We start from the raw sequence: 20185 nt of genomic DNA, 5'->3' as shown, positions 1-20185 counted from the left end.
AAACTTCGGCCAAGTCCTGTTTTGGTTGCTTAGAAATAAATTCGAAAGGCTCTTTTTGACACAACTCTTAATACTCGCGTACCGATCACTCATCTGCCTATGGCACTATGGCAAACCGGTTCCGAATAAATCCCCTCTATCTTCTTCTTGTTTTCCTGTGGGGTCTTCAACCACTCCCTCTGGAGGCGGCATGGGAAAAGAACGTTATCTTGGTTGAATTGGAAAGGGGGGGCGCAACATTAGAAAAAATTTATAAGAAGGTGGGGAGACCAACGGTGACCCCTCTCTTTAGAAAGGGAGGTCGAACCCCCCTTGCGCGATTTTACAAACTCTCCTTTCCTCAAAATATACCTGATTTTGATTTCTTAAGCCTTTTACTTCTAAAAATTCCTGGGATTAAAACTGTTTCCCCTAATTTTCTTTTGGAACTGGAGACGATTCCCGATGATCCTTATTTCCTCTCTTCTTCTTCCTGGGGGCAGGGGATCCGCGACATGTGGGGGTTGGAGATTATTGGGGCGCCGGAGGCGTGGGAGATCACCACAGGGGATCCTGATTTAATGATTGCTGTTGTCGACTCTGGTCTCGATCTCGACCATCCTGATATTGTGGGTAACGTTTTTTCGAATCTGAGTGAACAAACAGGGTCAACCGGTGTTGATGATGATGGGAATGGTTATCAGGATGATATTCATGGATATGACTTTGTGTCCGAAGATGGTGATCCTTCAGATGATCATGGACATGGAACGCATGTGGCGGGAACGATTGCGGCAGTCGGAGATAATGGGAGTGGAATTGTTGGTGTCCTCTGGAGCGGGAAGATCTTATCGGTCAAGGCCTGTAGTGCCGATGCCCGTTGTCCTTCAGATCTTGTCGCGAATGCTGTTGTGTATGCGGTGGATCAAGGGGCCTCGATCATTAATCTGAGCCTGGGGGGGGTGGGTAGGGTGCCGGCCTTGGAAGAGGCTGTGGAGTATGCCCATTCCAATGGAGTTGTGATTGTTGCTGCTGCCGGAAATAGTCGGACAAATGCAGCGTTTCATTTTCCTTCCTCTTATCCCGGAGCGATTTCTGTTGCGGCGTCAACCTCGCTGGATCAACGCGCCTCTTTTTCCAATTATGGTGTTGAAATAGATGTCGCCGCCCCTGGTGGTGGTGAGGCTGCGGATGTTGACTCAGGTCGGAGCATTCTTTCACTCCGGGCCGAAGGGACAGATATGTATGGAGGGGGAATCCAGATTGTTGGATCCAACTATTATCGTGCCCGAGGAACCAGCATGGCCTCCCCTCATGTAACAGGGGCTGTGGGCCTTCTCTTGAGCCATGATCCGAGTCTCACGCCCGAAGAGATTCGACAGAGGTTACGGATGAGTGCTGAAGACATTGAGGAGACGGGCTGGGATCTGGAGGTCGGCTATGGACGCTTGAATCTCCCGAGAACCCTTCTTGAACAACCAACCTGCGAGGCGGTGATCTCTTCGCCCCAGAATTATGCCATTCTCAGAGAAGATGAGGTGATGATCGAGGGGCAAGTGGGTGGTCGGGATTTTTCACGTTTTACATTGGAATGGGGGAGGGGGATGTCTGCTGTCGAATGGGTTACGATTGCAGAAGGGGCGGCTCCCATAGCGGAAGGGCTCATCGGAGAACTTTCCCTCGACCCCTCTCAAATCGGGGGGCAGTCACTGCGGCTTCGTGTCTATGATGATGAAGGAAGACTCTGTGGAGAAGAGCGGCGATTTTTTCAGTACGCTCCTTTGAGGGCAAGGGTTTCTATCCGAGAGGCGATCAGCGAACAGAGATTGGGTTTTTCCTTGGCTGCTGGTGATCTGGATCATGATGGGAAGGCTGATCTTCTGATCGGTGCCCCTTCCTGCGAGAGCCCTTATCAATGCTCTTCGATGACTAATGAGGATGGCGAGGTTTATCTGGTTTATGGAGGGACCTCTGGATTAGGGCACGATGTCTCTGTTGGCGATGTCACACTCTTCCCTGTTTCCTGGAGGGATGACGCGTCCCACCGTTTAGGTGTCTCTTTGGAAATTGCTGACATCAATGGCGATAGTTATGGGGATATTCTGATGGGGATACCGGGTGCTGCGGACAATGGTGTCTTCTCAGGGAAGATCTGTCTTTTTCTCGGAGGGGCACGTTCTTCATCAACCTGGACTCGGGAAATGTCTCTGACGACTGCCGATTATTGTTTCTATGGTGAGGAGGCGGGAGACCGTTTGGGATACCATCTCACAACCGGGGATTTTGATGGAGATGGGGCAAGAGATATCGCAACCAGTGCTTGTGGTCATGATGAGGCGGGGTCTGATTTTGGGAAGGTCTACATCATTTATGGGAGAGATCGATCTTCGTGGGGAGTTTCCGCAGGCATTGAGGGATCGAGTGGAACCTCTCTCACCGGTACTGCCTCGATCAGTTTTCGATGTAGTGACTCTTATTTCGGGGAGGGAATCGATATCAGTCGTGCCGGAGATTTTAATGGAGATGGGATCGATGATCTCGTGATCGGGAATCCTGTGACGATTCAAGAGAGGACTTATCTTTTTTTAGGGAATCGCAGTGGTATCCCGAGTGGTTCTTTTTCAGATGCCACGCTGATTTTAGAGAGTTCCGCCTATGATTACTTTGGGATCACGGCATTGGGTGTTGGTGATATGAATGGAGACGGATTGGATGAAATTATGGTGGGGAGTGATGGTTTATTCGTCTTTGGAGTTCTGGGGGCGGCACATCTCTTCTTGGGTGATTCCACCCTCACTGGAATCTATGATTATACAGAGCTTCCCCACGCTGTTTTTTCCACAATCTCTTCTTTCGATCGCGGGGGACGCGTTATCCAGAGGTTGGGAGATCTCAATGAAGATGGATTGGATGATATCGCTCTCGGGGCCAGTGGCTCCGATCTCCTGGGAGGTTTTTCTTCCGGGATTGCCTACGTTCGCTTGGGTTCGCCTTCTTTTAGCTCAGACATTTTCCCTCATATCGCGAGTTATGTTTTGAAGGATGGTGAAGAAGAGAGCATTCTTTCAAGACCGACACAATTTGGGAGGAGCATTGTGAGTGGAGATTTTGATGGGGATGGAGATCTGGATATCGCCGTCTCGGCAGCGGGAGACCATTCAACCGTCTATCTCTTTTTCCCTGCAGATCGATGTGGTGATGGCGTGATCGATTTTCAGGAAGGGTGTGACGATGGGAATACCCTGGATGGTGATGGGTGCAGCTCTTCCTGTCAGACAGAAGCTATCTGTGGTGACGGTCTCTTGAGCGAAGGCGAAGAGTGTGATGATGGGAATACAGAATTGGAAGCTTGCGTTTACGGTCTCACCTCCTGTGACGTCTGTGATTCCACCTGTCATCTTCGATCGGGAGAGACCTCTTTTTGTGGTGATGGGGAGCTGGATTCTTTGCAGGGAGAAGAATGTGATAATGGGGCGTTGAATAATGATTCTCTCCCGGATGCCTGTCGTGCGAACTGTCAATCGGCCCGTTGTGGAGATAGTGTTCGTGACTCCGGGGAACGATGCGATGACGGGAACCGGGATGATCGAGATGGTTGTACGGTGACATGCTGGAGCTGTATTGGACGTGGTCAGCCGGCAGGAGTCTTTGGTATTCCAGGGCAGGAATGTTGTCCGGGGCTTGAACTCAATCGGACAGGACTTTACTGTACCGAGCCAACCTCCTGGCGTTTCCTGGAAATTCCTGTCGATTTTCTGCGGAGATTTAAGTTTTTTCGCCCCCTGCCATAAAATGTCTCTGGAAGTTTTATCAAAACGATAACCATTATCATTTTGAGAGTGACCTCAAGCAGGATCCATACAGGACAAGTTTTTTTACGACATCAAGATTCAGCATGAGGCGCTTCCTCTTGGTGCTCCAAAGGAAAGACCGTCGGGCGAATAATAGAGGTTATTCCTGACTCTCGTGGGAGGGGGATTTGATTATCAAAGTGATAATCGGGCGTGGGATTTCTGACACCTTTTTGGGGACTCTCGCCGATAGCCAACCCATCCCATCCCATCCCATATAAAAAAACTTTATTTTTCAAATGGATATAATTGTATCGGGTGCAATGCTTCTTGGTGTTGAACTTGCATATTCTACTATTGATGCTCAAAAAACTGAGCGACTCTGAATTTTCCTGGAGGGTTTGGTCGATGAGGGGATATCTGATTCTGCTGGCCTTTGTCTTGGTGATTCCGACGGTATTTGCTGAAAGTGATCTCAGGCAAAATCTCAACAACACAATTTCTCCGAGACCAAGGATTCTAAGGATAACTCCAAGAGAGGAGCCGGCGCCCTGTCTCCGTGTTATGCCGGGCAATTCAAATGCCAGGATCCCTGAAAAATCAGAGCTGCCCTCACGACCTGAGTCCTTGGATCAGTTCCGATCGCTCTTTTCAAATGTATTTGGTGGGGCGGATTCGACTCCTGAGAATTATTACCAAGTGATGACTCCGAGTGGTGAGGGGTGCAGGGCAAAGGTCGAACAGCGATGTGGGGATGAGCTCGTGAAGACCGTTATCCTTCCAGCAGAGGGGGGTGTGATTGACGAGTGGATTGAGTGTCAGCCCGAGAGGACGGCACAATGTTCGACTAGAGGTGATGGATCTCTCTTTGGAGATGCTGGAGAGACTGTTCTGGGAGATGATTGTAGAACGAGCGACCCCAACAAACGATCACGTGTAACGGTAGGGTGCCTTTCGGGTCGTTACTCAGGATACACCACCAGGACGGGGAGGCTTCTTGAAAACGGGGTTTTTGTTTTTTATGCGGCAGATAATCCTTCAGTTGAAAATGCATTGGCTGAAATAGAAGTTCAAACAGAAGGGGGAAGACATACCGCCGCTGATATTGAGTACCGAAGAGTTGGCGATACCCCTTTCATTTGGCTAGGGAGATTCCCTGCCGGCCAGGGAGGTCTGGATCTTGACGGCGGGGAAGAATATGAAATAAAGGCGACAGGTGCCTTAAGGCACTGGTCGGGAACTCTGAGAATTGATATCCCTGATGATCATACACGACATTTCGTTGTCAGGCTTGACACACCACCTCCAGCGACTGCCAATACACCAGATCCCTCTTCAATCGCCGAGTCTCCGGGGAAGGATTTTCCCCAGGCCGAGGGGCAACTTTGTGATGCCAACGATCGCCCGATCGATCTCTCTGGTCCACTGAAGGTTCGAGGGGTTTCCCAGTATCACAAGGCCGAATTTCATGTCAGCCATGGCCGCTACACCCTCTTTGGTCTTCCCAAGGGACGCTACCTGCTTCGATATTCATCTCCTTCATTACAGGCAGAACAGGTGATCGATATCCCCTTCAAACTCGTTACAGAAGGTTCACCACCTTCGCCGATAGAACCGTCCAAACGGAAAAAATAATGTTTTAATCGCCAAATCCCATCTGCCGATACGCCTCATAGAGGACAACTCCGACCGATGTCGCGAGATTCAGACTCCGTGTTGGCCCCCACATCGGGATTTTGAGTATACTCTCTCGATTCTTTGAGAGGATCTCTGCAGGCAGGCCGTGTCCTTCGGAGCCAAAAACCAGGATGTCAGAAGCCTGATACGCGACATCGGTGTAAAGGCGCTCTCCTTTTGTACTGAGATACCAGACTTGCGAGTGAGGGCTTTCGACAATGACCTCATCGAGTCGATCGACGAGTTTCAAATCAAGATCTTTCCAGTAGTCGAGTCCTGATCTCTCGATCTCTTTTGAATCGATATGAAAACCGAGGGGGCGGATGAGATAAAGCGTGGTCTTCGTCGCGACACAGAGACGGCCAATATTACCGGTGTTCTGTGGGATTTCTGGCTGGTAAAGCACAACCTTCATTATAGCTCCTCCGCCAAGAATTCAGAGGTTTCGAATACTGGGGAAGGATAAAAACAGAGCCACTCCCTATCACGCAGTCTCAACCATTCAAAAAAACTGTGTGTCTCGTGCGATGAATCTTAACTAAACACCCGGAGCCCCACAGCGATCAGCTGCTCCACTACAAGCGATACGGGTGCTACAAAACGATCCCCTCCTCCTGGAGGCCGAACAAACGGTATGGGAACGGGAAAACGATACACTCGACGGAAGAAAAGTCCAAACTTGCCCGGCCCGATCCCAATCTTTGCTCGTAAGGATTCAGGAACGGTTTGGCGCCTGAGATTCCTTGCCAAGCCCCAAAGTTTTACCCGACCCAGTCCCAGATTATTAAACCGATCAATCAGAATCGCCTGTTCCCTAAAGGTCAATTCTCTAACATCAACAAGCTCCCCTACTCCAACAAGCGCCCCTTTCGGTATCTTTTGAGGGTCAAGCCGATAAGCCTGAACGACAGAGTCGTGAACTGTTCTGTCAGAAGTGAATAAAAGGACAGGCCCACGATATCCATTTGCCCAATCAAAATCGCGGGTCTTGACGGCTGCAAAATTATCCAGACCAAGCCTACCATCAAACATCAGTTCATGATAAGGAACTGCATTGGAAATAACAGGCAATGTAGTAGCTGCGGGGAGTGTGAAACGAGGGTCAGCGGTGGCAAGAGGCGATCCCACACGTAGTCCCTAAGTGACAATTGGAGCCTGTGTCAATAAAATTATAACACCAATCCTTTCTCAAAAACTCCCACCGCTTTTGAGACTTCCCTGCTTCTGGTCCCGATCAAAAGAATTTTGGATTCACGATGATAAGAATCTCTATTCGTAATGCGTCCAAAAAAATACCGATTGAATCATCCCGTGATTTGTTGTGTTATTACACTACGCATCGGGAGCGGAGAAAGGCATTAGGTGGGCTCTTTTTTGATGTGGCGAAATATCTTTTGACAACGATCGCTGTCGGTTCTTTTTTGGCAAAAGATGCGAGTCTGGTTTCCAGTGCGGTCGCTATTTTCTTTTCGTTTGTTTTGATCGTCCTGGCTTTTTATATCACTCCGCAAGATGGAGGGGAGGCATAATTATGGAAATTGTTGCTGCTATTGCCGTGACCACAGTGATTGTCGCGGCTATTTTCGCTTATTTTATTCACCACAAAGAAAAGACAGGTCAACCCCACTAACAAAGCGTTCAGCGATTCCGACTACCTCCCCTTAGCGAGGCGTTATGAGGAGCAACTCACACTACAGAAGAGTCGGCTGTTTTTAGAGATCGCCTGGTTCTGAGCCACAAACGTCCCACACCGGTTGCAGGCGACCATCTCTTCCGCCTCGATTCTCTTTCCCTTTTTTTGAAAATCGACTTTTCTCATAGGGAGCAGAAAAAGACGGAGCATACGATAGGTGAGATAGCCGAGGAAGATCAAGAAGAGGGTTCGAAGCATAGCAACTGATTTATATGAAGGTCGATGGTAAGGTCAAATGCGAGTTCGAGGTTTGAGCAGGGTTGCGAGGGGTGTTGTCGCCGCTTTCAGGAGGGGGAGTCATCTCCAACCTTCTCGATTACCAGTTTTTTCAGAGACACGAAGATTTCTGGGGAGGTTAAGGCCCTCTACTGATTGGTCTCTCCAGCCGCTGTTTCGGAGGGCCTCGGCCGCCCGATGCCCGATGCCACGTAGTGGCCCCTTGCATCACTACCCTTGGAGAAGAGATCCTTCTCGGGCAATTATTGTGAGAAGGGTTTATCGAAGGGAGGCTGAGGCTGCGGATCGGGTTGCCACGATGGCGATGGAGTTACTTCAATTGGAAAAAGTTGCAGGAGCCTCTCTTGCGAATACCGAACGGATTCAACTCCTCAACCGACAAATCGATGCGATCTTTGAAAGACTTATCTTCGAGGGAGCTCAGTTCAGTTCTGGCGAGAGACAGAGGATTGTCTCAGAGGTGGCAAGTGGGTGTGAAACGGTACTTCAAAAATTGCCGGATCGGTTTGTGCAGTGTCAGGATCCAAAGAGGCTTGAGGTTGTCGCGAGGATTTTTCTTTATGAGCGGCATCTGGCCGAATGGGTAATCAGTTTCGAAGGGGGTCAGTTGGGTGTCATGGAGCACCCTTTTGCAACAAGGCTCCAGGGGCTTTGTCAGGCAGCCGCTGATGCCTGGATTGCGGCGACACGAAGAATCAGCTCTTCCCACCCTTGATCGCCCGCTCGATTTCCCTCACATGCGCCTTCTTTCGAAGTTCTTCACGTTGATCGTGGAACTTCTTCCCCTTCGCGAGCGCGATCTCGCATTTGGCGCGCCCTTTTTTAAAATAGATTTTCGTCGGGATCAGCGTGAGCCCCCTCTCTTTCATCTTTCCCAAGAGGTGTTCGATCTCCTCGGCATGAAGCAGGAGTCGGCGGGAGCGCAAGGGGTCGTGATTCATCCTGCTGGCCGGTGCATACGGGGAGATATGGCAATTGATCAGAACCAGATTCCCCCCTTGGTGGACCACATAACTATCTCCGAGATTCGCCTTGCCGTCCCGCAGCGATTTGACCTCACTACCGGTGAGGGCAATCCCCGCCTCATATCTTTCGAGGAAGAAATAGCGGAAGCCCGCCTTACGATTATCCGCGACGATCTTGTGGCCGGTCGATTTAGATTCTAACTTTTTCCCCATCGATGAAGACCGACGCTATCTCTCTCTCGGTCGTTCGGTCAATAAGATGAGGAATGAGATCTTTTCTAGAAGTTTTGGGTGAAATTTTGACGGCAATCAGATCGGCCCGTTTCCCAAGCTCCATCGAGCCGATCTCCTTCTCCTGACCGAGGACGGTCGCCCCGCCGAGTGTGGCGATCTGAAGGATCTCTTCAGGTTTGAGGTCTTCTGCCAGGAGGCGCATCTCCTCCCAGAGCGAGAGGGACTGTTTTGGGCCAAGACCATTTGTTCCAAGACCGATCTTGATTTTGGCCTTTTTAAGTTTTCCGATCGGTGATTCGCCTAACTTCAGATATTTTTGTGCGCGTGGTGTCAGGACGACAGGAGTCTGTCGTTTGACAAGGGTTTGAAGATCCCCTTCGGCGAGATGGAGACAACCGACCAGCAGGGATCTGTTTGAGAGCAGGTGGATCGAGTCGAGAAACTGAATCGGTGTCTTGCGATGCGGAGGGGGGAGAGAGTTCGTCCATCCAAGCCTCGGGAAGAGTCGCTCGGCAATCTCTCCGGTTGACTCAAAGAAAAACTGCATTTCCGCGAATGATTCTGACGCATGGATCTTGATTGGAATTTGGGTCGCCTGCTGGCCGATTACCTTCAGCAGATTTTTTGAGACTGTATAGGCGGAGTAGGGGGCGATGCCAGCGGTGAGGCGAGGGGATTGTTTTCCGATGATCTCTTCGACCAGTGCGAGTGAGGCCTGATACCGATCCTGCACGTCAGCCTCTGCCGAAGTCAGGATCTCCGGGAAGAGCGTCATCCGGATCGGGAAGTCGTCCAAGTGTGAGAGGGCGCCGGTGTAGTCACCGACATCACCGACGGTGGTGGTTCCGCACTGTAAGAGATGGCGAACCCCTTCGCTTAAGTTTGCCCGTCTCTCTGTCGGCGTGAGTCGTTGTTTGTGTTCCAATCGCGCAAAAAACCAGTCGATAAAATTCGGCTCGCGTCCGTCGTCCTCCAGTGAGAGGAGTTCGAGATGGGTATCGGTGTTCACAAGTCCCGGCATCAGGACAGTGTTGTTGAACTCTTCAGACGGTGCGTCTGGGTATTTTTCTCGAATTTTTGAAAGAGGACCGATCTCAACGATCTTCCCCTCGGCGATAACCACCGCCCCCTCAGGGATTGGTCCCTCGGAGATCGGGAGGAGATACTGGGCAGAAAGGAGTTTCAAGACAAAACCGAGCGTATCAGACCTGAAGATCGGGGGCAACATATTGATTCAATTACCGATAACAGACTCGATGTCTCTGGAAGCCCAACCGATCGTTGACCAATGGATTACCGCATGGGCCGATGCGCGTGATTCCTGGCTTTATTACCCTCGTATCGAGTCTGAAGGGGGACCTTCGTGGGGGAGGTCATTTGGAGATCTGCATCTCGTAACACCCCAAAATCGTTTTGAACGTACCGATCGTGAAACAGTAAGAAGAGGGTTACTTGGACTTCGTGATTCCTATGAGGGATTACTTGTTCGACTGGAGGCTATTCTTCGAGGGCTTCCTCGGGAGGTTCCAGAAAAATTAAAAATATTGCGAGAAGAAGCGGTAACCTGGCGGGGGTTCGTGACCGCTTTGAGAGAACATTCTGAGGGAATTCATTGGCAAACGGTAACATGGAGGGATGTTCTCAGCGTTTATAAAAAGGCGACACGATTTGCCGATCCGCATATTGCGGCAGCCCGAATGGATCTTATCCACGCTGCCTACGCCCGTGTTCCCTTAGGCGCTGTTTATTATCTCGAGGGTGTCAGAAATGTCCTCTATTTAGGGGGTGGGGGAGCGACGGATTACCTCGGGGTTCAACTGCTTTATGGATATTGTGCTGCGGCAGGGGATCGATTTTTTCATCTGTTTGGTGCTTCCCAAGGACTCCCATTTTCAAGGTATGCAGAGGCATTGGAGTTAGTTCGAACAAAAGGCCTTGCAAATCCCTGCTATAGTCAGCTCCAAGGGTATCTTGATCAAGCCCTTGCCGATCATGATATTGCCGGGAGGCTCCTTTGGGGGAATGCAACAGACAATGGAGCCAAGGATATACGAAACAATGCTGGGCTCATTCGAACCGCCAAAAAGCGAGCAAGAGATGCAAAAGATGCCTTGCTTCGTCAGATGGGGGAGTTCCCGGCGCTGAGGGAACATCCACCGCATCTCGAAGTCACCCTAAGACCGGTACTTGCTGTGGCGGGAGAATCCTCTTTGGGTACCCATATGGCTCGATTCGCCGTCGCTTCCGCGACACCAAGGACAGGGAGTGTGGTCCATGGCTTGGTACGAAGCAGCCTGAAGAAGGGTGGTATCTTGGCCGCCGGCGCCTTGGTTTTCCTCGGTCTCGGTGGGGATTCTTTGTTTGGCTGAATGATCCATCAGGCTCAGAATCTTTCAAGCGATTTTGCGAACGAAAAATTCCCGACCTTCTTGAGAAATTTTTCATCGGCAGTGACCAACTCAACGCCTGAATATTCGGCGACAACAAGAAATAGACTATCATAGAAGGTAATTCTACACTGATCCGCAATTTCTAATGTACGACTCAGAAGAGAGTCGCGAAGTGGCATCAGGAGCCAGGGGAGACGCCAAAGTTTTTGGAGGCCCTTTTTCATTTTATAGGATTCGCCCGGCCATTTTTTCAGGAAGACATTGCCCACTTCATAGAAGAGAAGGTCTGGGATGATGATCTCAAATTTGCCTTCAATAAACTCCTCTAAAATGCGTATCGCGTTGGAAGCAGAGGGCTCCTTTTGATCAAACCACTTTACGACGACGGAAGAATCAACGACGATTTGCCGCTTCAATGGGATTCTCGTTCCTTACGTATCAGGCCGGCCGCAGTCTCACCCGGTTCTATCTCGAAGGTAAATTCCCGCAGATCCTCGATCGCTTTCCTGGTAGAAGGATGGTAGGTCCGCGGACCTTCACCAGAAATCTTACCGGAACGCAGGTATTCCAGGACCAAATCCTTAAGAAGCTCACTGCGACGCTTATGATTCGCCTTGGCAGCCCGATCCAGCTCCTCCAAGACCTCTTGCGGCATAGAAATCATTACTTTAGACATAAAAATTATATAATAATTACTTCCAATTTTGTCTTAAATCAACTCCATTCTTTAATGAGATGGGGAGTGCCATTTAACCGTCCAAACTCGCATTATCGATCAGTCGTACCCCTTCGATTCGCGCCGTGATAAAGATTCGGGAAGGGCGATCGATGATCTCTAGGGTCTGAAGCCTCTCGTCATCAGCGACCATGACATAGTCTACGGGAATACTTCCGAGATGTTCCTTCGCGACATGAACCAGTTTTTCGGTCTTTCGTTCCCCCTTTTTGAAAAGCTGTTGGGCCTTTCGGATTGCTTCAGGAATCGCCAAGGCCCTATTGAGTCCCTTGGGACTCAATCGACGGTTTCGTGAACTCAAGGCCAAACCATTCTGATCTCGCACGGTCGGGCAACTTAAGATCTTGACCGGATTTTTTTTCTGTTTCGCCCACTCGCGGATCACAAGCCACTGCTGATAATCCTTTTCTCCGAAGAGTGCGACATCAGGCTGGACCGCGTCAAAAAGACGCCCCACAACGGTACAGACACCGGCGAAATGTCCAGGACGAAACTCCCCCTCCAGGACTTTGGCAACCTTCGGAAGGGAGTTTTCGACCTTGAGCCCCTTCGGGTAAATTTCCTTTACCGATGGGGTGAAGAGATAATCGATTCCCTCTTGTGCGCAAATCTTCAGATCCTCCTCGAGTGTTCGGGGGTATTTTTCAAAATCAGTGGGGTTATTGAATTGCGTCGGATTCACAAAAATACTGACGACACGGATCTCGCCATGACGGGCCGCCTCGCGCATAAGGGCCTGATGACCGGAATGAAGCGCCCCCATCGTTGGGACAAAGGCGATCCTTTTTTTATCCGTTCGCCCCTTTTGCGCGTGGGAGAGCATTTCTTGTATGGAATTTATCTTTTGCATCGATCAGATTCTTTCGAAAAGAATGTTCATTTGCAGGAAAGGATTTCTCCTTCACCTCTTTTTTATATTGGTTCAATGCCTGGGAAACGGTTTCAAAAAGATTGGCATAACGTTTGACGAAACGGGGTTGAAATTCAGGATCAAGCCCCAACAGATCATAGAGGACAAGGACCTGACCGTCGCACTCGGGGCCAGAGCCGATGCCGATTGTCGGGATCTTGAGTCTCTTCGTGATCTTCTCAGCGACCTCGCGTGGGACCCCCTCCAGCACAACCCCCCATGCCCCCGCCTCTTCTATGGCGCGTGCATCTTCGAGGAGGGTCTTCTCTTCCTCGAATGTCTTTCCACGGATCTTGTAACCACCGTACTTATGGATCGACTGGGGTTGAAGGCCGATATGTCCCATGACCGGTATGCCAAGACGGTTCATTCGGTAGATCAGTTCGGCGACCTCGACTCCCCCCTCGATCTTGATCGACTCGGCCCGTCCCTTCTTCATGAGTCGCCCGGCATTCTGGAGCGCATCCTTGAGCGAGGTTTGATAGCTCATGAACGGCATATCGGTCACCAGATGAGGGACGGTCAGTCCACGCGCAACGCACGCACTGTGATAGATCATCTGATCGATCGTGACCGGCAGCGTGTTTGGCTCGCCTTGAATGACCATCCCGAGGGAGTCACCGACCAAGATGATCTCAATCCCTGACTGATCGACAATCTTCGCGAAGGAGAAGTCATAACAGGTAATTGTCGCAATCTTCTCCCCGCCCGCCTTCATTTTTTGGATCTTCGGGATTGTGATCTTGGATTTCATAAATATTATTAAAGCCCCTTAATAAATTCTTCTGGTCTTCAAAGTTTCAAATTTCTGGAAGAGTTCGAGACATTCTTTTCTCAAAAAACCTCCTTGAACAGTCATTGGAGTCTTCCCTAATCTCTTCATCATCTTGTTCGAAAGAGAAAGCTCATTAAACCCTATCCGACGGGCATCCTGAATCGCTGCCCCATAGATTATCTTCGAAATCCCAGCCCAATGACAGGCGGCGAAGCACATCGGACACGGCTCACAGGTGGAATAAATCACGCAGCCGGAGAGGTCAACTGCCTTCCATTTTTTACAGGCGGCACGGATTGCCGTCACCTCGGCATGGGCCGTGATATCACAGTCTTTCCAGACCTGATTGTGGGAGCAGCTGATGACTTGGGAACCTTTTACAATGCAGGCGCCGAAGGGGGTGTTTCCCATTTTCATCCCTTGCTGCGTCTTTTTGATCGCCAAGCGCATGAATTTATTATGGTTCATAGCTCATGGCGCTATAGCATGGTGGGAGAGTGGACCGCATCATAAAAGACAACTTTGTTTGTTCATGGGCCGATAATGACGGCATATGAGTTCTCGTCCCGCTTTCCATCCGATTCCTCTAGATCCCGCCTTGTTACAGAGTATTAGGGACGGCTCAATCTTTGGCCCCTGGCATGGGAACCTCGTCAATTATTATCTGGGGGATGTCATTGAGGATGGGCAGATCCGATATGAAGAGGGCCTGAAGGCGGTCTCTGGTTATTATGAACTCCAGAGGATCTTGAAGGGTCTTCCCGGTCTTCAGAGAAGTTATCCGGATGCCGTTAAAAAACTTGAGGCGGTTGCCGACCAATTAGTCACCGTTGTTGATGAAAAACGCCATCTGATCCGGGTTCATGGGATCGACATCCAGATCGGAGGAAACCCGGATGTCGAGGAGATGCTTGCGATCGGTGAGGGGATACGTCGTCACGATCCATGGCTCGTCCGCGAGATCTTTTCAGATCGACCGGGCAAGAAGAAGACACGGATCTATTTTGGGCCGATTGATCAATGGAACAAGGTTGGGCGGGAGATAAAAGACAATTTTTCGATTACAGACCTCGAAAATTTTTATGGTCTCTTCGAGGATCATGAGGATCAGAGCCTCATCTTTATTCGCAGCTACCCCTTCTACAAATTTCAAAAGATCTCTGCTGAGATGATTGCGCATACCACCGAGCACGAAATGGGGCATGCGATCGATTACTATGTGGCTAACAGATATGAAGTGGAGAATGGTCCGTCGAGAGATGGCTCTGTCTCCGTTTTTTCCATCGATCCCATCTGTTTCCAGAATCTGGAGTTTGCCTATGAAAGGGAGCTGGTCCAGGTCTATGCCCCTGAGAGACTTGGTGAGTATGAAAGGGCGTTTGATATCTCGGATACCGAGGTCTTAAGAGAAATTATTGGAGCGGCAAAAGAAAGGGCCAAGGAACAGGATCATGGTGGGAAAATAGATGAACCGACTTTGTTGCGGTTTACGGAAAGACAGCTTGTCCCCCATGCATTCACAACAGAACGGGAGTTTTTTGCGGGTGTGGCGATTCTCTATAATCACCCGGAGGGGCGGAAAATATTACGGTGTCACATGCCGGTCTATTATCGATTTTTTTCGATTTTGGAGCGATTCTCACCACGTGATATTGAGAATTCCAGACTCTGTATCGATATGTGGAAGGCGCTCAGTGATCCAGCTTATAATCGGGAATGTTCTGAACGTCCTCGCTGATTACCTTCCAATCGACACGTAGTGTTTCTCACCCTTTTTATCGGACAGGATCTCTCGGACGAGACTTTCGTAATCGACCTTTCGTTTTACAAAATCGATGTCGGAGACATTCACAACAACCAGAGGGGTATCCGTATAAGAAAAAAAGAATCTGTTGTAGGCATCGATCAATTCTTTCAGGTATGAAGAGTCAATGTTTCTTTCGTAATCAATCCCGCGCTTCTTGATATGCTTGATCAAAATCTCGGGCGAGGCCTGCAGGAAGACGACAAGATCTGGTTTTGGGAGATTCGTATCGAGGAGCGAATAGATCTTCTCATAGAGGAACATCTCATCCTTGCCAAGATTCAGTGCGGCAAAGATCCGGTCTTTTGCGAAGAGGTAGTCACAGACCACTGTCCTCTGGAAAAGATCCTGCTGGGCAAGCTCTTTTTGCTGGAGATAGCGGTTGATCAGGAAGAGGAGTTGGGTCTTCAGCGCATGTTTGGCCCGGTCCTTATAGAAGGGGGCGAGAAACGGGTTGGCATCGGCCTCTTCGAGGATCAGTCTCGCATTAAAATCCTCCGCGAGTTTTTTGGCGAATGAGGTTTTTCCGACTCCAATAGGACCTTCGACCGCGATGTAACGGGGTGATGGCACAGAAGTGCCTTATCCCACTTTGTTGACGGCTGACAAGAGATTCGCGAGGTTTGCTAATTTTGAGATCGGGAGCGTCTCGCCACGGGCCTGCGGATCAATGCCCGAATCCTTCAGGGCACGATCCATATTTTCTGGTCTCATAGTATTAAAAACATTCTTGAGGCCGTTACGGATCATCTTCCGGCGCTGTGAAAACGCCGCCTGGACAACTGACTCAAAGGTCGGGAGGTGATGGATATCGTAGGGAGTAGTTTCTTGAACCAGAAATTCGACGACAGCGGAATGGACCTTCGGCGGTGGCGTAAAGGCACCGGGCGGGAGTCTCATAACGATGTGATTTTTGGAGATGAGCTGGCTGAAGATCGAGAGGATTCCGTAATTTTTAGAGCCGGGTACTGCCGTGATCCGTTCCGCGACCTCTTTCTGTAACATCAGATAAAATGCAGAAAAAAGGCTGCTGACCTCGAGCAGGTGAAAGATGACCTCGGTCGCGATATTGTAGGGGAGGTTTGCAATGACCTTCCACGTTCCGGACTCGAGTAGTTTCTCAAGGTTAATCGAGAGAAAATCACCTTCAACGATGGTGACGTGCAGAAGGTGTTTTAATTTCGTTTTCAATTCTTCGGCATAATGATGATCTTTTTCAACGGTGATCAGCCGCTTTGCTTTTTGGGCGATCTTTTCCGTCATGAGTCCCGGTCCAGGGCCGATTTCGAGGACTTGATCCTCGGTGCTGAGATGGGCCTTTTTCAGGAGGGAATCGATCGTCGTTGGATTCAGCAGGAAGTGTTGGCCGAGCGATTTTTTGGCGCGAAACTTCATTAAATTTTCACAACCCCCCTTTGAAAAAGGGGGGCCAGGGGGGATTTTAAATCAACGTTCGCATACGCATTCAAGTCAAGTGGCGACGACTTCCCCTGCAGAAGATACCTCCCACCGGTGTAGGCGATCATCGCCGCATTGTCGGTGCAGAATTTGGGAGAGGGGAACCAGAGATGGCGGCCTGATTTCTTCAGTGACGCCCCAAGTTTTTCTTTCAGTCGGGAGTTGCAGGCGACACCGCCGGACAGAATGACATGACGGCAACGACGGTTTTTGGCCGCCGCGATTGTTTTTTCGATCAGATGGTCAACGACTGTTTCCTGAAAGGAGGCGCAGACGTCATGCGTCTTGCGTCGTGCGTCATGCGTAAGATTCTTCACGGCTGTTTTTAATCCACTGAAACTAAAGTCGTACCGAGGCAGTTTTGGTTTTGGCAGCTTGACAGCCTCCGGATTTCCCTCCCTGGCGAGCCGATCGATGAAGGGCCCACCTGGATAACCGAGACCCAAAATTTTGGCGACCTTGTCGAACGCCTCACCGGCGGCGTCATCTCGGGTCCCACCAAGCAGTCGATAATCACCAAACTTTTTGATTTCATAGAGAGCGGTATGACCACCGGAGACGATCAGACCGATCTGCGGATAGGAGATCTTTGGGTTTTCCAGGAAGGGGGCGTTCAGATGTCCCTCCAGGTGACTCACACCGATGAACGGGATTTGTAAGCTGAACGCAAGGCTTTTCGCAAAAGAAAGTCCAACGAGGAGTGATCCAACCAGCCCCGGCATATGTGTGACAGCAATTCCATTGAGGCCCGAGAGTTTGAGATTGGCACGTTTGAGTGCCTCTCGGACCATTGGTTCGAGGATCTCTATATGTCGACGACTGGCGAGCTCAGGGACGATCCCACCATACGGGGTATGAACTTCATCTTGAGAGGCGATCAGATTCGAGAGGATTTTAATGGTAGGGGCGACCGGCCGGTCGCCCCTACGGATTTTCATATTTAAAATAGCAACCGAGGTTTCATCACACGAGGTTTCGATGCCGAGGATGATCATGGTCGGTTAAATGCAGGTTTCCTTTTTTGAAGGAAAGCCCTCATCCCCTCCTGAAAATCGTCGGTTGTTGACGACCAGGCGATTGCCTGACGTTCTCGTTCGAGTTGGAGGGGGAGGGGGGAGTGAAGGCCTTGTTGAAGGATCTTTTTTAAACGACCCAACGCCTTTTTGGGTCCTGCCGCAAGGCGCTCCGCGATCGATTGCACGGTTGTCTCCAATTCTGCAGCAGAAACAACTCGATTGATGAGACCGATCTTCAATGCGTCATCGGCGGAGAGGATATCCCCCAAGAGCAGGATTTCGGAGGCGCGCGCGAGACCGATGAGTCGAGGAAGAAACCAGGTAGCCCCTCCATTCGCAACAAGACCAAGGCGGATTGTGGCGGCATTGAACCTCGCCTCTGTCGAGGCGATTCGGAGGTCAGTTCCCAAAACCATTCCAAACGCGATCCCGCCGACATAACCGGGAATGGCGGCAATAACCGGTTTGTCACCGTTTCTCATTTCGAGGACAGCGGCGTGGATGATTTTGGAAATCTTCAGAAAAAAATCTTTTAGTTTTTTTGTCTGGCTCATCGCCTTGATATCCCCACCGGCAGAGAAGCTGCCACCGGCACCGGTTATGACAATGACCGCTGTTTGTTTCTCCTTCATCCCCTGTCGGATCGCCTTCAACAATTCAGTCGCCATCTCGAGACTGAAGGCGTTTTTGACCTCGGGGCGATTGAGGGTGATCCAGAGGGCAGGGCCGCGATTTTCAAGTATTATATATTTCACAGGTCGGTCTCTCTCCTGTTAAGACTAAAATAATTAATCGGCATCTTCTCTTGATCCCGGCAATGAAACCAAATCAGGATCCCATTAACCGGGGCGATAATCAACATGCAGATATCAGCCAGCAGAGTCATTGTCAGCGAAAGCCAATCGATTCCGAGGAGGCAAATCGTCGATACGATCGCCAGGATATAAGAGGTCGGGACGAGTGCCTTCTGAAAGTGGACACGGATCCCAATCGATCTCCCCCATCGGGCAGATTCTTCTTTTGAATACCAACGGAGGGCATTGCAAACTCGAATAAAAAGATAGGCGAGGAGCAGAAACAGGTAGAGTCCGAAGAGGAGATCGGGTTCTCTACTCCTGAGAAAGAAAAAAGAATTAATGACTCCGATCGCCTCGAGGAGGCGGAGCAAGGGGGCGGATCGATTGAAGAGGAGTTTAAACGGGGTTGCCATTTTCTATATCCTCAGGCAGAAATTAGGTATCAAAGGTTGTGTTGGCAAGAGGAAATATTGAAGGGGCGAATAAGGAATTCTATGGAAGTCGATCGAGAGCTCATTCCGGTGTTGGCAGAATTTTTTTTGAGAAAGTATTGCGATGAGCTTGCCTGTCCTTATAAAAAAATCGCTCCCAATATCGCCGAGCTCTTGAAGAAACATCCGTGGTCGGGTTTAAGTGAGCTTGAGGCGACCATGAAAAGAGCCGTGGTTTTGGCCCCTTCAGCTTTGATAATTTCCCAGATTGAATTTCCAAAAGGGGAGATTCCAAAGGCTGATTACAATGACTCTTCTCTCGAAGAGATCATTCGTGGGAAATTGGTTGCCTTTTTTTCGAAATGGGAGGGGTATGAGATTTCGGACCTTCATGAAGAGGTCTTAAAAAGGGTTGAAAAACCACTCATCGAGCTTGTTTTACAAAAGACAGATTGGAATCAGTTGAAGGCGGCGCGGATTTTAGGGATGAATCGAAATACCCTTTTTAAAAAGATTAAGGAGATGGGATTACGTCCCAAACAGTAATATGGAAGGTTTTCTCACCAATTTAGGTGTCTACTCCGCCGTTCTTTCTCTCTCTGTTATTCTCGGCGGGATTATCCCGCTGCTCTTTTCCGTTGTTCGCAAGCATCTCCCTGTTTTTCTCTCCTTTTCTGCCGGGATCATGCTGGGGGCGACACTCATTCATCTGGTCCCTGAGGCGATCGAGCTGATTGGGAAGGAGACCTCTTTTTGGGTCCTGATCGGATTTCTTTTCCTTTATGCCTTTGAGCGGTTCGTGACCGTTCATATCTGTGAGGCGCTTGAGTGTGAGGTGCATTCGATGGGGATTGCGGCAGCGATCGGGATTTCCGCCCATGCCCTGACTGATGGGATTGCGCTTGGCTCCGGTCTCCTGGTTTCAGGGCTTGGTTTTGTTGTTTTAGTCACTATTTTCTTTCACAAACTTCCCGAGGCCTTTGCCCTGACCTCGATTCTTCTGCATGAATCGAAGGCCCGCACGAGGGTTGTTTTCTTCAATCTCCTCCTGATCGTCATGATTCCTGTCGGGGGGTTGTTGGTTTATTGGCTCTCAGGATTTGGATTCCCCCATCTGAGTGGTTACGCCCTTGCCTTTTCTGCAGGGACCTTTCTCCACATAGCGATTTCCGATCTTTTACCGGAGATCCATAAATATTCTGACAGGAGGGTAACGCTATTTGTGAGTTTCCTTTTCGGTCTTTTCTGGATGTATCTTTTAGGGAAGGTTTTACACGCCGCGGGGTGATTTT

23 protein-coding genes are annotated in these 20185 nt (G+C 49.9%); 8 read left to right on the top strand and 15 right to left on the bottom strand.

The genetic code is table 11. The annotated features are described in order from the left end of the window. Positions 1-107 precede the first annotated feature (107 nt). Positions 108-3770, top strand: a complete 3663-nt coding sequence (locus HYT76_00460; GenBank protein ID MBI2082017.1) for a S8 family serine peptidase — start codon at positions 108-110, stop codon at positions 3768-3770. A 360-nt stretch (positions 3771-4130) separates the two neighbouring features. Then, complete coding sequence (locus HYT76_00455; protein MBI2082016.1) at positions 4131-5405, top strand: hypothetical protein; 1275 nt, start codon at positions 4131-4133, stop codon at positions 5403-5405. Positions 5406-5409: 4 nt separating this feature from the next. On the opposite strand, the gene HYT76_00450 is transcribed toward HYT76_00455, so the two are convergent. Next, entirely contained in the window at positions 5410-5862 is a 453-nt protein-coding gene (locus tag HYT76_00450; GenBank protein ID MBI2082015.1) for a tRNA (cytidine(34)-2'-O)-methyltransferase, read from the bottom strand. A gap of 119 nt (positions 5863-5981) precedes the next feature. Next, the gene (locus tag HYT76_00445) at positions 5982-6575 is read right to left on the bottom strand and encodes a hypothetical protein (protein ID MBI2082014.1); all 594 of its coding nucleotides are present in this window, start codon (positions 6573-6575) and stop codon (positions 5982-5984) included. Positions 6576-6703: 128 nt separating this feature from the next. On the opposite strand from HYT76_00445, the gene HYT76_00440 reads away from it, so the two are divergent. Next, complete coding sequence (locus HYT76_00440; GenBank protein ID MBI2082013.1) at positions 6704-6976, top strand: hypothetical protein; 273 nt, start codon at positions 6704-6706, stop codon at positions 6974-6976. Positions 6977-7119: 143 nt separating this feature from the next. Here the strand turns inward: HYT76_00440 and HYT76_00435 are convergent, their stop codons facing one another. Next, complete coding sequence (locus HYT76_00435; protein MBI2082012.1) at positions 7120-7338, bottom strand: hypothetical protein; 219 nt, start codon at positions 7336-7338, stop codon at positions 7120-7122. A gap of 37 nt (positions 7339-7375) precedes the next feature. Between HYT76_00435 and HYT76_00430 the strand changes: the two genes are divergently transcribed. Further along, complete coding sequence (locus tag HYT76_00430; GenBank protein MBI2082011.1) at positions 7376-8092, top strand: hypothetical protein; 717 nt, start codon at positions 7376-7378, stop codon at positions 8090-8092. Here HYT76_00430 and smpB read toward each other — a convergent pair. Beyond that, positions 8073-8555, bottom strand: a complete 483-nt coding sequence (smpB, locus tag HYT76_00425; protein MBI2082010.1) for an SsrA-binding protein SmpB — start codon at positions 8553-8555, stop codon at positions 8073-8075. The genes HYT76_00430 and smpB overlap by 20 nt on opposite strands. Continuing rightward, positions 8533-9804 carry an amidohydrolase family protein gene (locus HYT76_00420; protein ID MBI2082009.1) on the bottom strand — a complete coding sequence of 424 codons (1272 nt, stop codon included), beginning with the start codon at positions 9802-9804 and terminating at the stop codon, positions 8533-8535. The genes smpB and HYT76_00420 overlap by 23 nt, the downstream gene beginning before the upstream one ends. A 28-nt stretch (positions 9805-9832) precedes the next feature. On the opposite strand from HYT76_00420, the gene HYT76_00415 reads away from it, so the two are divergent. Next, complete coding sequence (locus tag HYT76_00415; GenBank protein MBI2082008.1) at positions 9833-10945, top strand: hypothetical protein; 1113 nt, start codon at positions 9833-9835, stop codon at positions 10943-10945. Positions 10946-10959: 14 nt separating this feature from the next. Here the strand turns inward: HYT76_00415 and HYT76_00410 are convergent, their stop codons facing one another. The 5 genes from HYT76_00410 to HYT76_00390 form a co-directional block, all read right to left on the bottom strand. Continuing rightward, positions 10960-11382: a type II toxin-antitoxin system VapC family toxin gene (locus tag HYT76_00410; protein MBI2082007.1), complete on the bottom strand. Its 423-nt coding sequence runs from the start codon at positions 11380-11382 to the stop codon at positions 10960-10962. After that, a complete protein-coding gene (locus HYT76_00405; protein MBI2082006.1) occupies positions 11379-11642 on the bottom strand; it encodes a ribbon-helix-helix protein, CopG family in 264 nt (87 codons plus the stop codon). Before HYT76_00405 ends, HYT76_00410 begins: the two co-directional genes overlap by 4 nt. Before the next feature lie 73 nt (positions 11643-11715). Further along, entirely contained in the window at positions 11716-12552 is an 837-nt protein-coding gene (locus HYT76_00400) for a pantoate--beta-alanine ligase (GenBank protein ID MBI2082005.1), read from the bottom strand. After that, positions 12491-13366, bottom strand: a complete 876-nt coding sequence (gene panB / locus HYT76_00395) for a 3-methyl-2-oxobutanoate hydroxymethyltransferase (GenBank protein ID MBI2082004.1) — start codon at positions 13364-13366, stop codon at positions 12491-12493. The genes HYT76_00400 and panB overlap by 62 nt, the downstream gene beginning before the upstream one ends. An 18-nt stretch (positions 13367-13384) precedes the next feature. Continuing rightward, on the bottom strand, positions 13385-13855 hold the full coding sequence (locus HYT76_00390; protein ID MBI2082003.1) for a nucleoside deaminase: 471 nt from the start codon (positions 13853-13855) through the stop codon (positions 13385-13387). A 130-nt stretch (positions 13856-13985) separates the two neighbouring features. On the opposite strand from HYT76_00390, the gene HYT76_00385 reads away from it, so the two are divergent. Then, positions 13986-15125: a hypothetical protein gene (locus tag HYT76_00385; GenBank protein ID MBI2082002.1), complete on the top strand. Its 1140-nt coding sequence runs from the start codon at positions 13986-13988 to the stop codon at positions 15123-15125. Here HYT76_00385 and HYT76_00380 read toward each other — a convergent pair whose 3' ends face one another. From HYT76_00380 to HYT76_00360, 5 genes are read right to left on the bottom strand one after another with little or no spacing between them, the layout of a single operon-like run. Further along, a complete protein-coding gene (locus HYT76_00380; GenBank protein ID MBI2082001.1) occupies positions 15126-15764 on the bottom strand; it encodes a deoxynucleoside kinase in 639 nt (212 codons plus the stop codon). Between the two features lie 9 nt (positions 15765-15773). Then, entirely contained in the window at positions 15774-16586 is an 813-nt protein-coding gene (gene rsmA, locus HYT76_00375) for a ribosomal RNA small subunit methyltransferase A (GenBank protein MBI2082000.1), read from the bottom strand. Next, positions 16586-17644 carry a tRNA (adenosine(37)-N6)-threonylcarbamoyltransferase complex transferase subunit TsaD gene (gene tsaD, locus HYT76_00370; GenBank protein ID MBI2081999.1) on the bottom strand — a complete coding sequence of 353 codons (1059 nt, stop codon included), beginning with the start codon at positions 17642-17644 and terminating at the stop codon, positions 16586-16588. Before tsaD ends, rsmA begins: the two co-directional genes overlap by 1 nt. Next, on the bottom strand, positions 17641-18420 hold the full coding sequence (locus HYT76_00365; GenBank protein MBI2081998.1) for an enoyl-CoA hydratase/isomerase family protein: 780 nt from the start codon (positions 18418-18420) through the stop codon (positions 17641-17643). The genes tsaD and HYT76_00365 overlap by 4 nt, the downstream gene beginning before the upstream one ends. Next, on the bottom strand, positions 18417-18875 hold the full coding sequence (locus HYT76_00360) for a hypothetical protein (GenBank protein MBI2081997.1): 459 nt from the start codon (positions 18873-18875) through the stop codon (positions 18417-18419). The genes HYT76_00365 and HYT76_00360 overlap by 4 nt, the downstream gene beginning before the upstream one ends. 81 nt (positions 18876-18956) lie before the next feature. Here HYT76_00360 and HYT76_00355 point away from each other — a divergent pair, with 81 nt between their 5' ends. Both HYT76_00355 and HYT76_00350 read left to right on the top strand, forming a co-directional pair. Beyond that, a complete protein-coding gene (locus tag HYT76_00355) occupies positions 18957-19439 on the top strand; it encodes a hypothetical protein (GenBank protein ID MBI2081996.1) in 483 nt (160 codons plus the stop codon). Position 19440: 1 nt separating this feature from the next. Then, entirely contained in the window at positions 19441-20181 is a 741-nt protein-coding gene (locus HYT76_00350; GenBank protein ID MBI2081995.1) for a ZIP family metal transporter, read from the top strand. Positions 20182-20185: the final 4 nt, after the last annotated feature.

The organism is Deltaproteobacteria bacterium (assembly GCA_016180845.1).
Taxonomy (GTDB): Bacteria; UBA10199; UBA10199; order JACPAL01; family JACPAL01; genus JACPAK01.
This window is presented reverse-complemented; position numbering and strand designations above follow the sequence as displayed.

What these genes read in the sequence shown, in the direction of transcription:
- HYT76_00415 (MBI2082008.1), top strand. Translation starts at nt 9,833, where the DNA reads ATGTCTCTGGAAGCCCAACCGATCGTTGACCAATGGATTACCGCATGG.
- HYT76_00360 (MBI2081997.1), bottom strand. Translation starts at nt 18,875, where the DNA reads ATGGCAACCCCGTTTAAACTCCTCTTCAATCGATCCGCCCCCTTGCTC.
- HYT76_00355 (MBI2081996.1), top strand. Translation starts at nt 18,957, where the DNA reads ATGGAAGTCGATCGAGAGCTCATTCCGGTGTTGGCAGAATTTTTTTTG.
- HYT76_00455 (MBI2082016.1), top strand. Translation starts at nt 4,131, where the DNA reads ATGCTCAAAAAACTGAGCGACTCTGAATTTTCCTGGAGGGTTTGGTCG.
- panB (MBI2082004.1), bottom strand. Translation starts at nt 13,366, where the DNA reads ATGAAATCCAAGATCACAATCCCGAAGATCCAAAAAATGAAGGCGGGC.
- HYT76_00350 (MBI2081995.1), top strand. Translation starts at nt 19,441, where the DNA reads ATGGAAGGTTTTCTCACCAATTTAGGTGTCTACTCCGCCGTTCTTTCT.
- HYT76_00390 (MBI2082003.1), bottom strand. Translation starts at nt 13,855, where the DNA reads ATGAACCATAATAAATTCATGCGCTTGGCGATCAAAAAGACGCAGCAA.
- HYT76_00420 (MBI2082009.1), bottom strand. Translation starts at nt 9,804, where the DNA reads ATGTTGCCCCCGATCTTCAGGTCTGATACGCTCGGTTTTGTCTTGAAA.
- rsmA (MBI2082000.1), bottom strand. Translation starts at nt 16,586, where the DNA reads ATGAAGTTTCGCGCCAAAAAATCGCTCGGCCAACACTTCCTGCTGAAT.
- HYT76_00450 (MBI2082015.1), bottom strand. Translation starts at nt 5,862, where the DNA reads ATGAAGGTTGTGCTTTACCAGCCAGAAATCCCACAGAACACCGGTAAT.
- HYT76_00400 (MBI2082005.1), bottom strand. Translation starts at nt 12,552, where the DNA reads ATGCAAAAGATAAATTCCATACAAGAAATGCTCTCCCACGCGCAAAAG.
- HYT76_00430 (MBI2082011.1), top strand. Translation starts at nt 7,376, where the DNA reads ATGCGAGTTCGAGGTTTGAGCAGGGTTGCGAGGGGTGTTGTCGCCGCT.
- HYT76_00405 (MBI2082006.1), bottom strand. Translation starts at nt 11,642, where the DNA reads ATGTCTAAAGTAATGATTTCTATGCCGCAAGAGGTCTTGGAGGAGCTG.
- HYT76_00440 (MBI2082013.1), top strand. Translation starts at nt 6,704, where the DNA reads ATGATAAGAATCTCTATTCGTAATGCGTCCAAAAAAATACCGATTGAA.
- tsaD (MBI2081999.1), bottom strand. Translation starts at nt 17,644, where the DNA reads ATGATCATCCTCGGCATCGAAACCTCGTGTGATGAAACCTCGGTTGCT.
- smpB (MBI2082010.1), bottom strand. Translation starts at nt 8,555, where the DNA reads ATGGGGAAAAAGTTAGAATCTAAATCGACCGGCCACAAGATCGTCGCG.
- HYT76_00435 (MBI2082012.1), bottom strand. Translation starts at nt 7,338, where the DNA reads ATGCTTCGAACCCTCTTCTTGATCTTCCTCGGCTATCTCACCTATCGT.
- HYT76_00460 (MBI2082017.1), top strand. Translation starts at nt 108, where the DNA reads ATGGCAAACCGGTTCCGAATAAATCCCCTCTATCTTCTTCTTGTTTTC.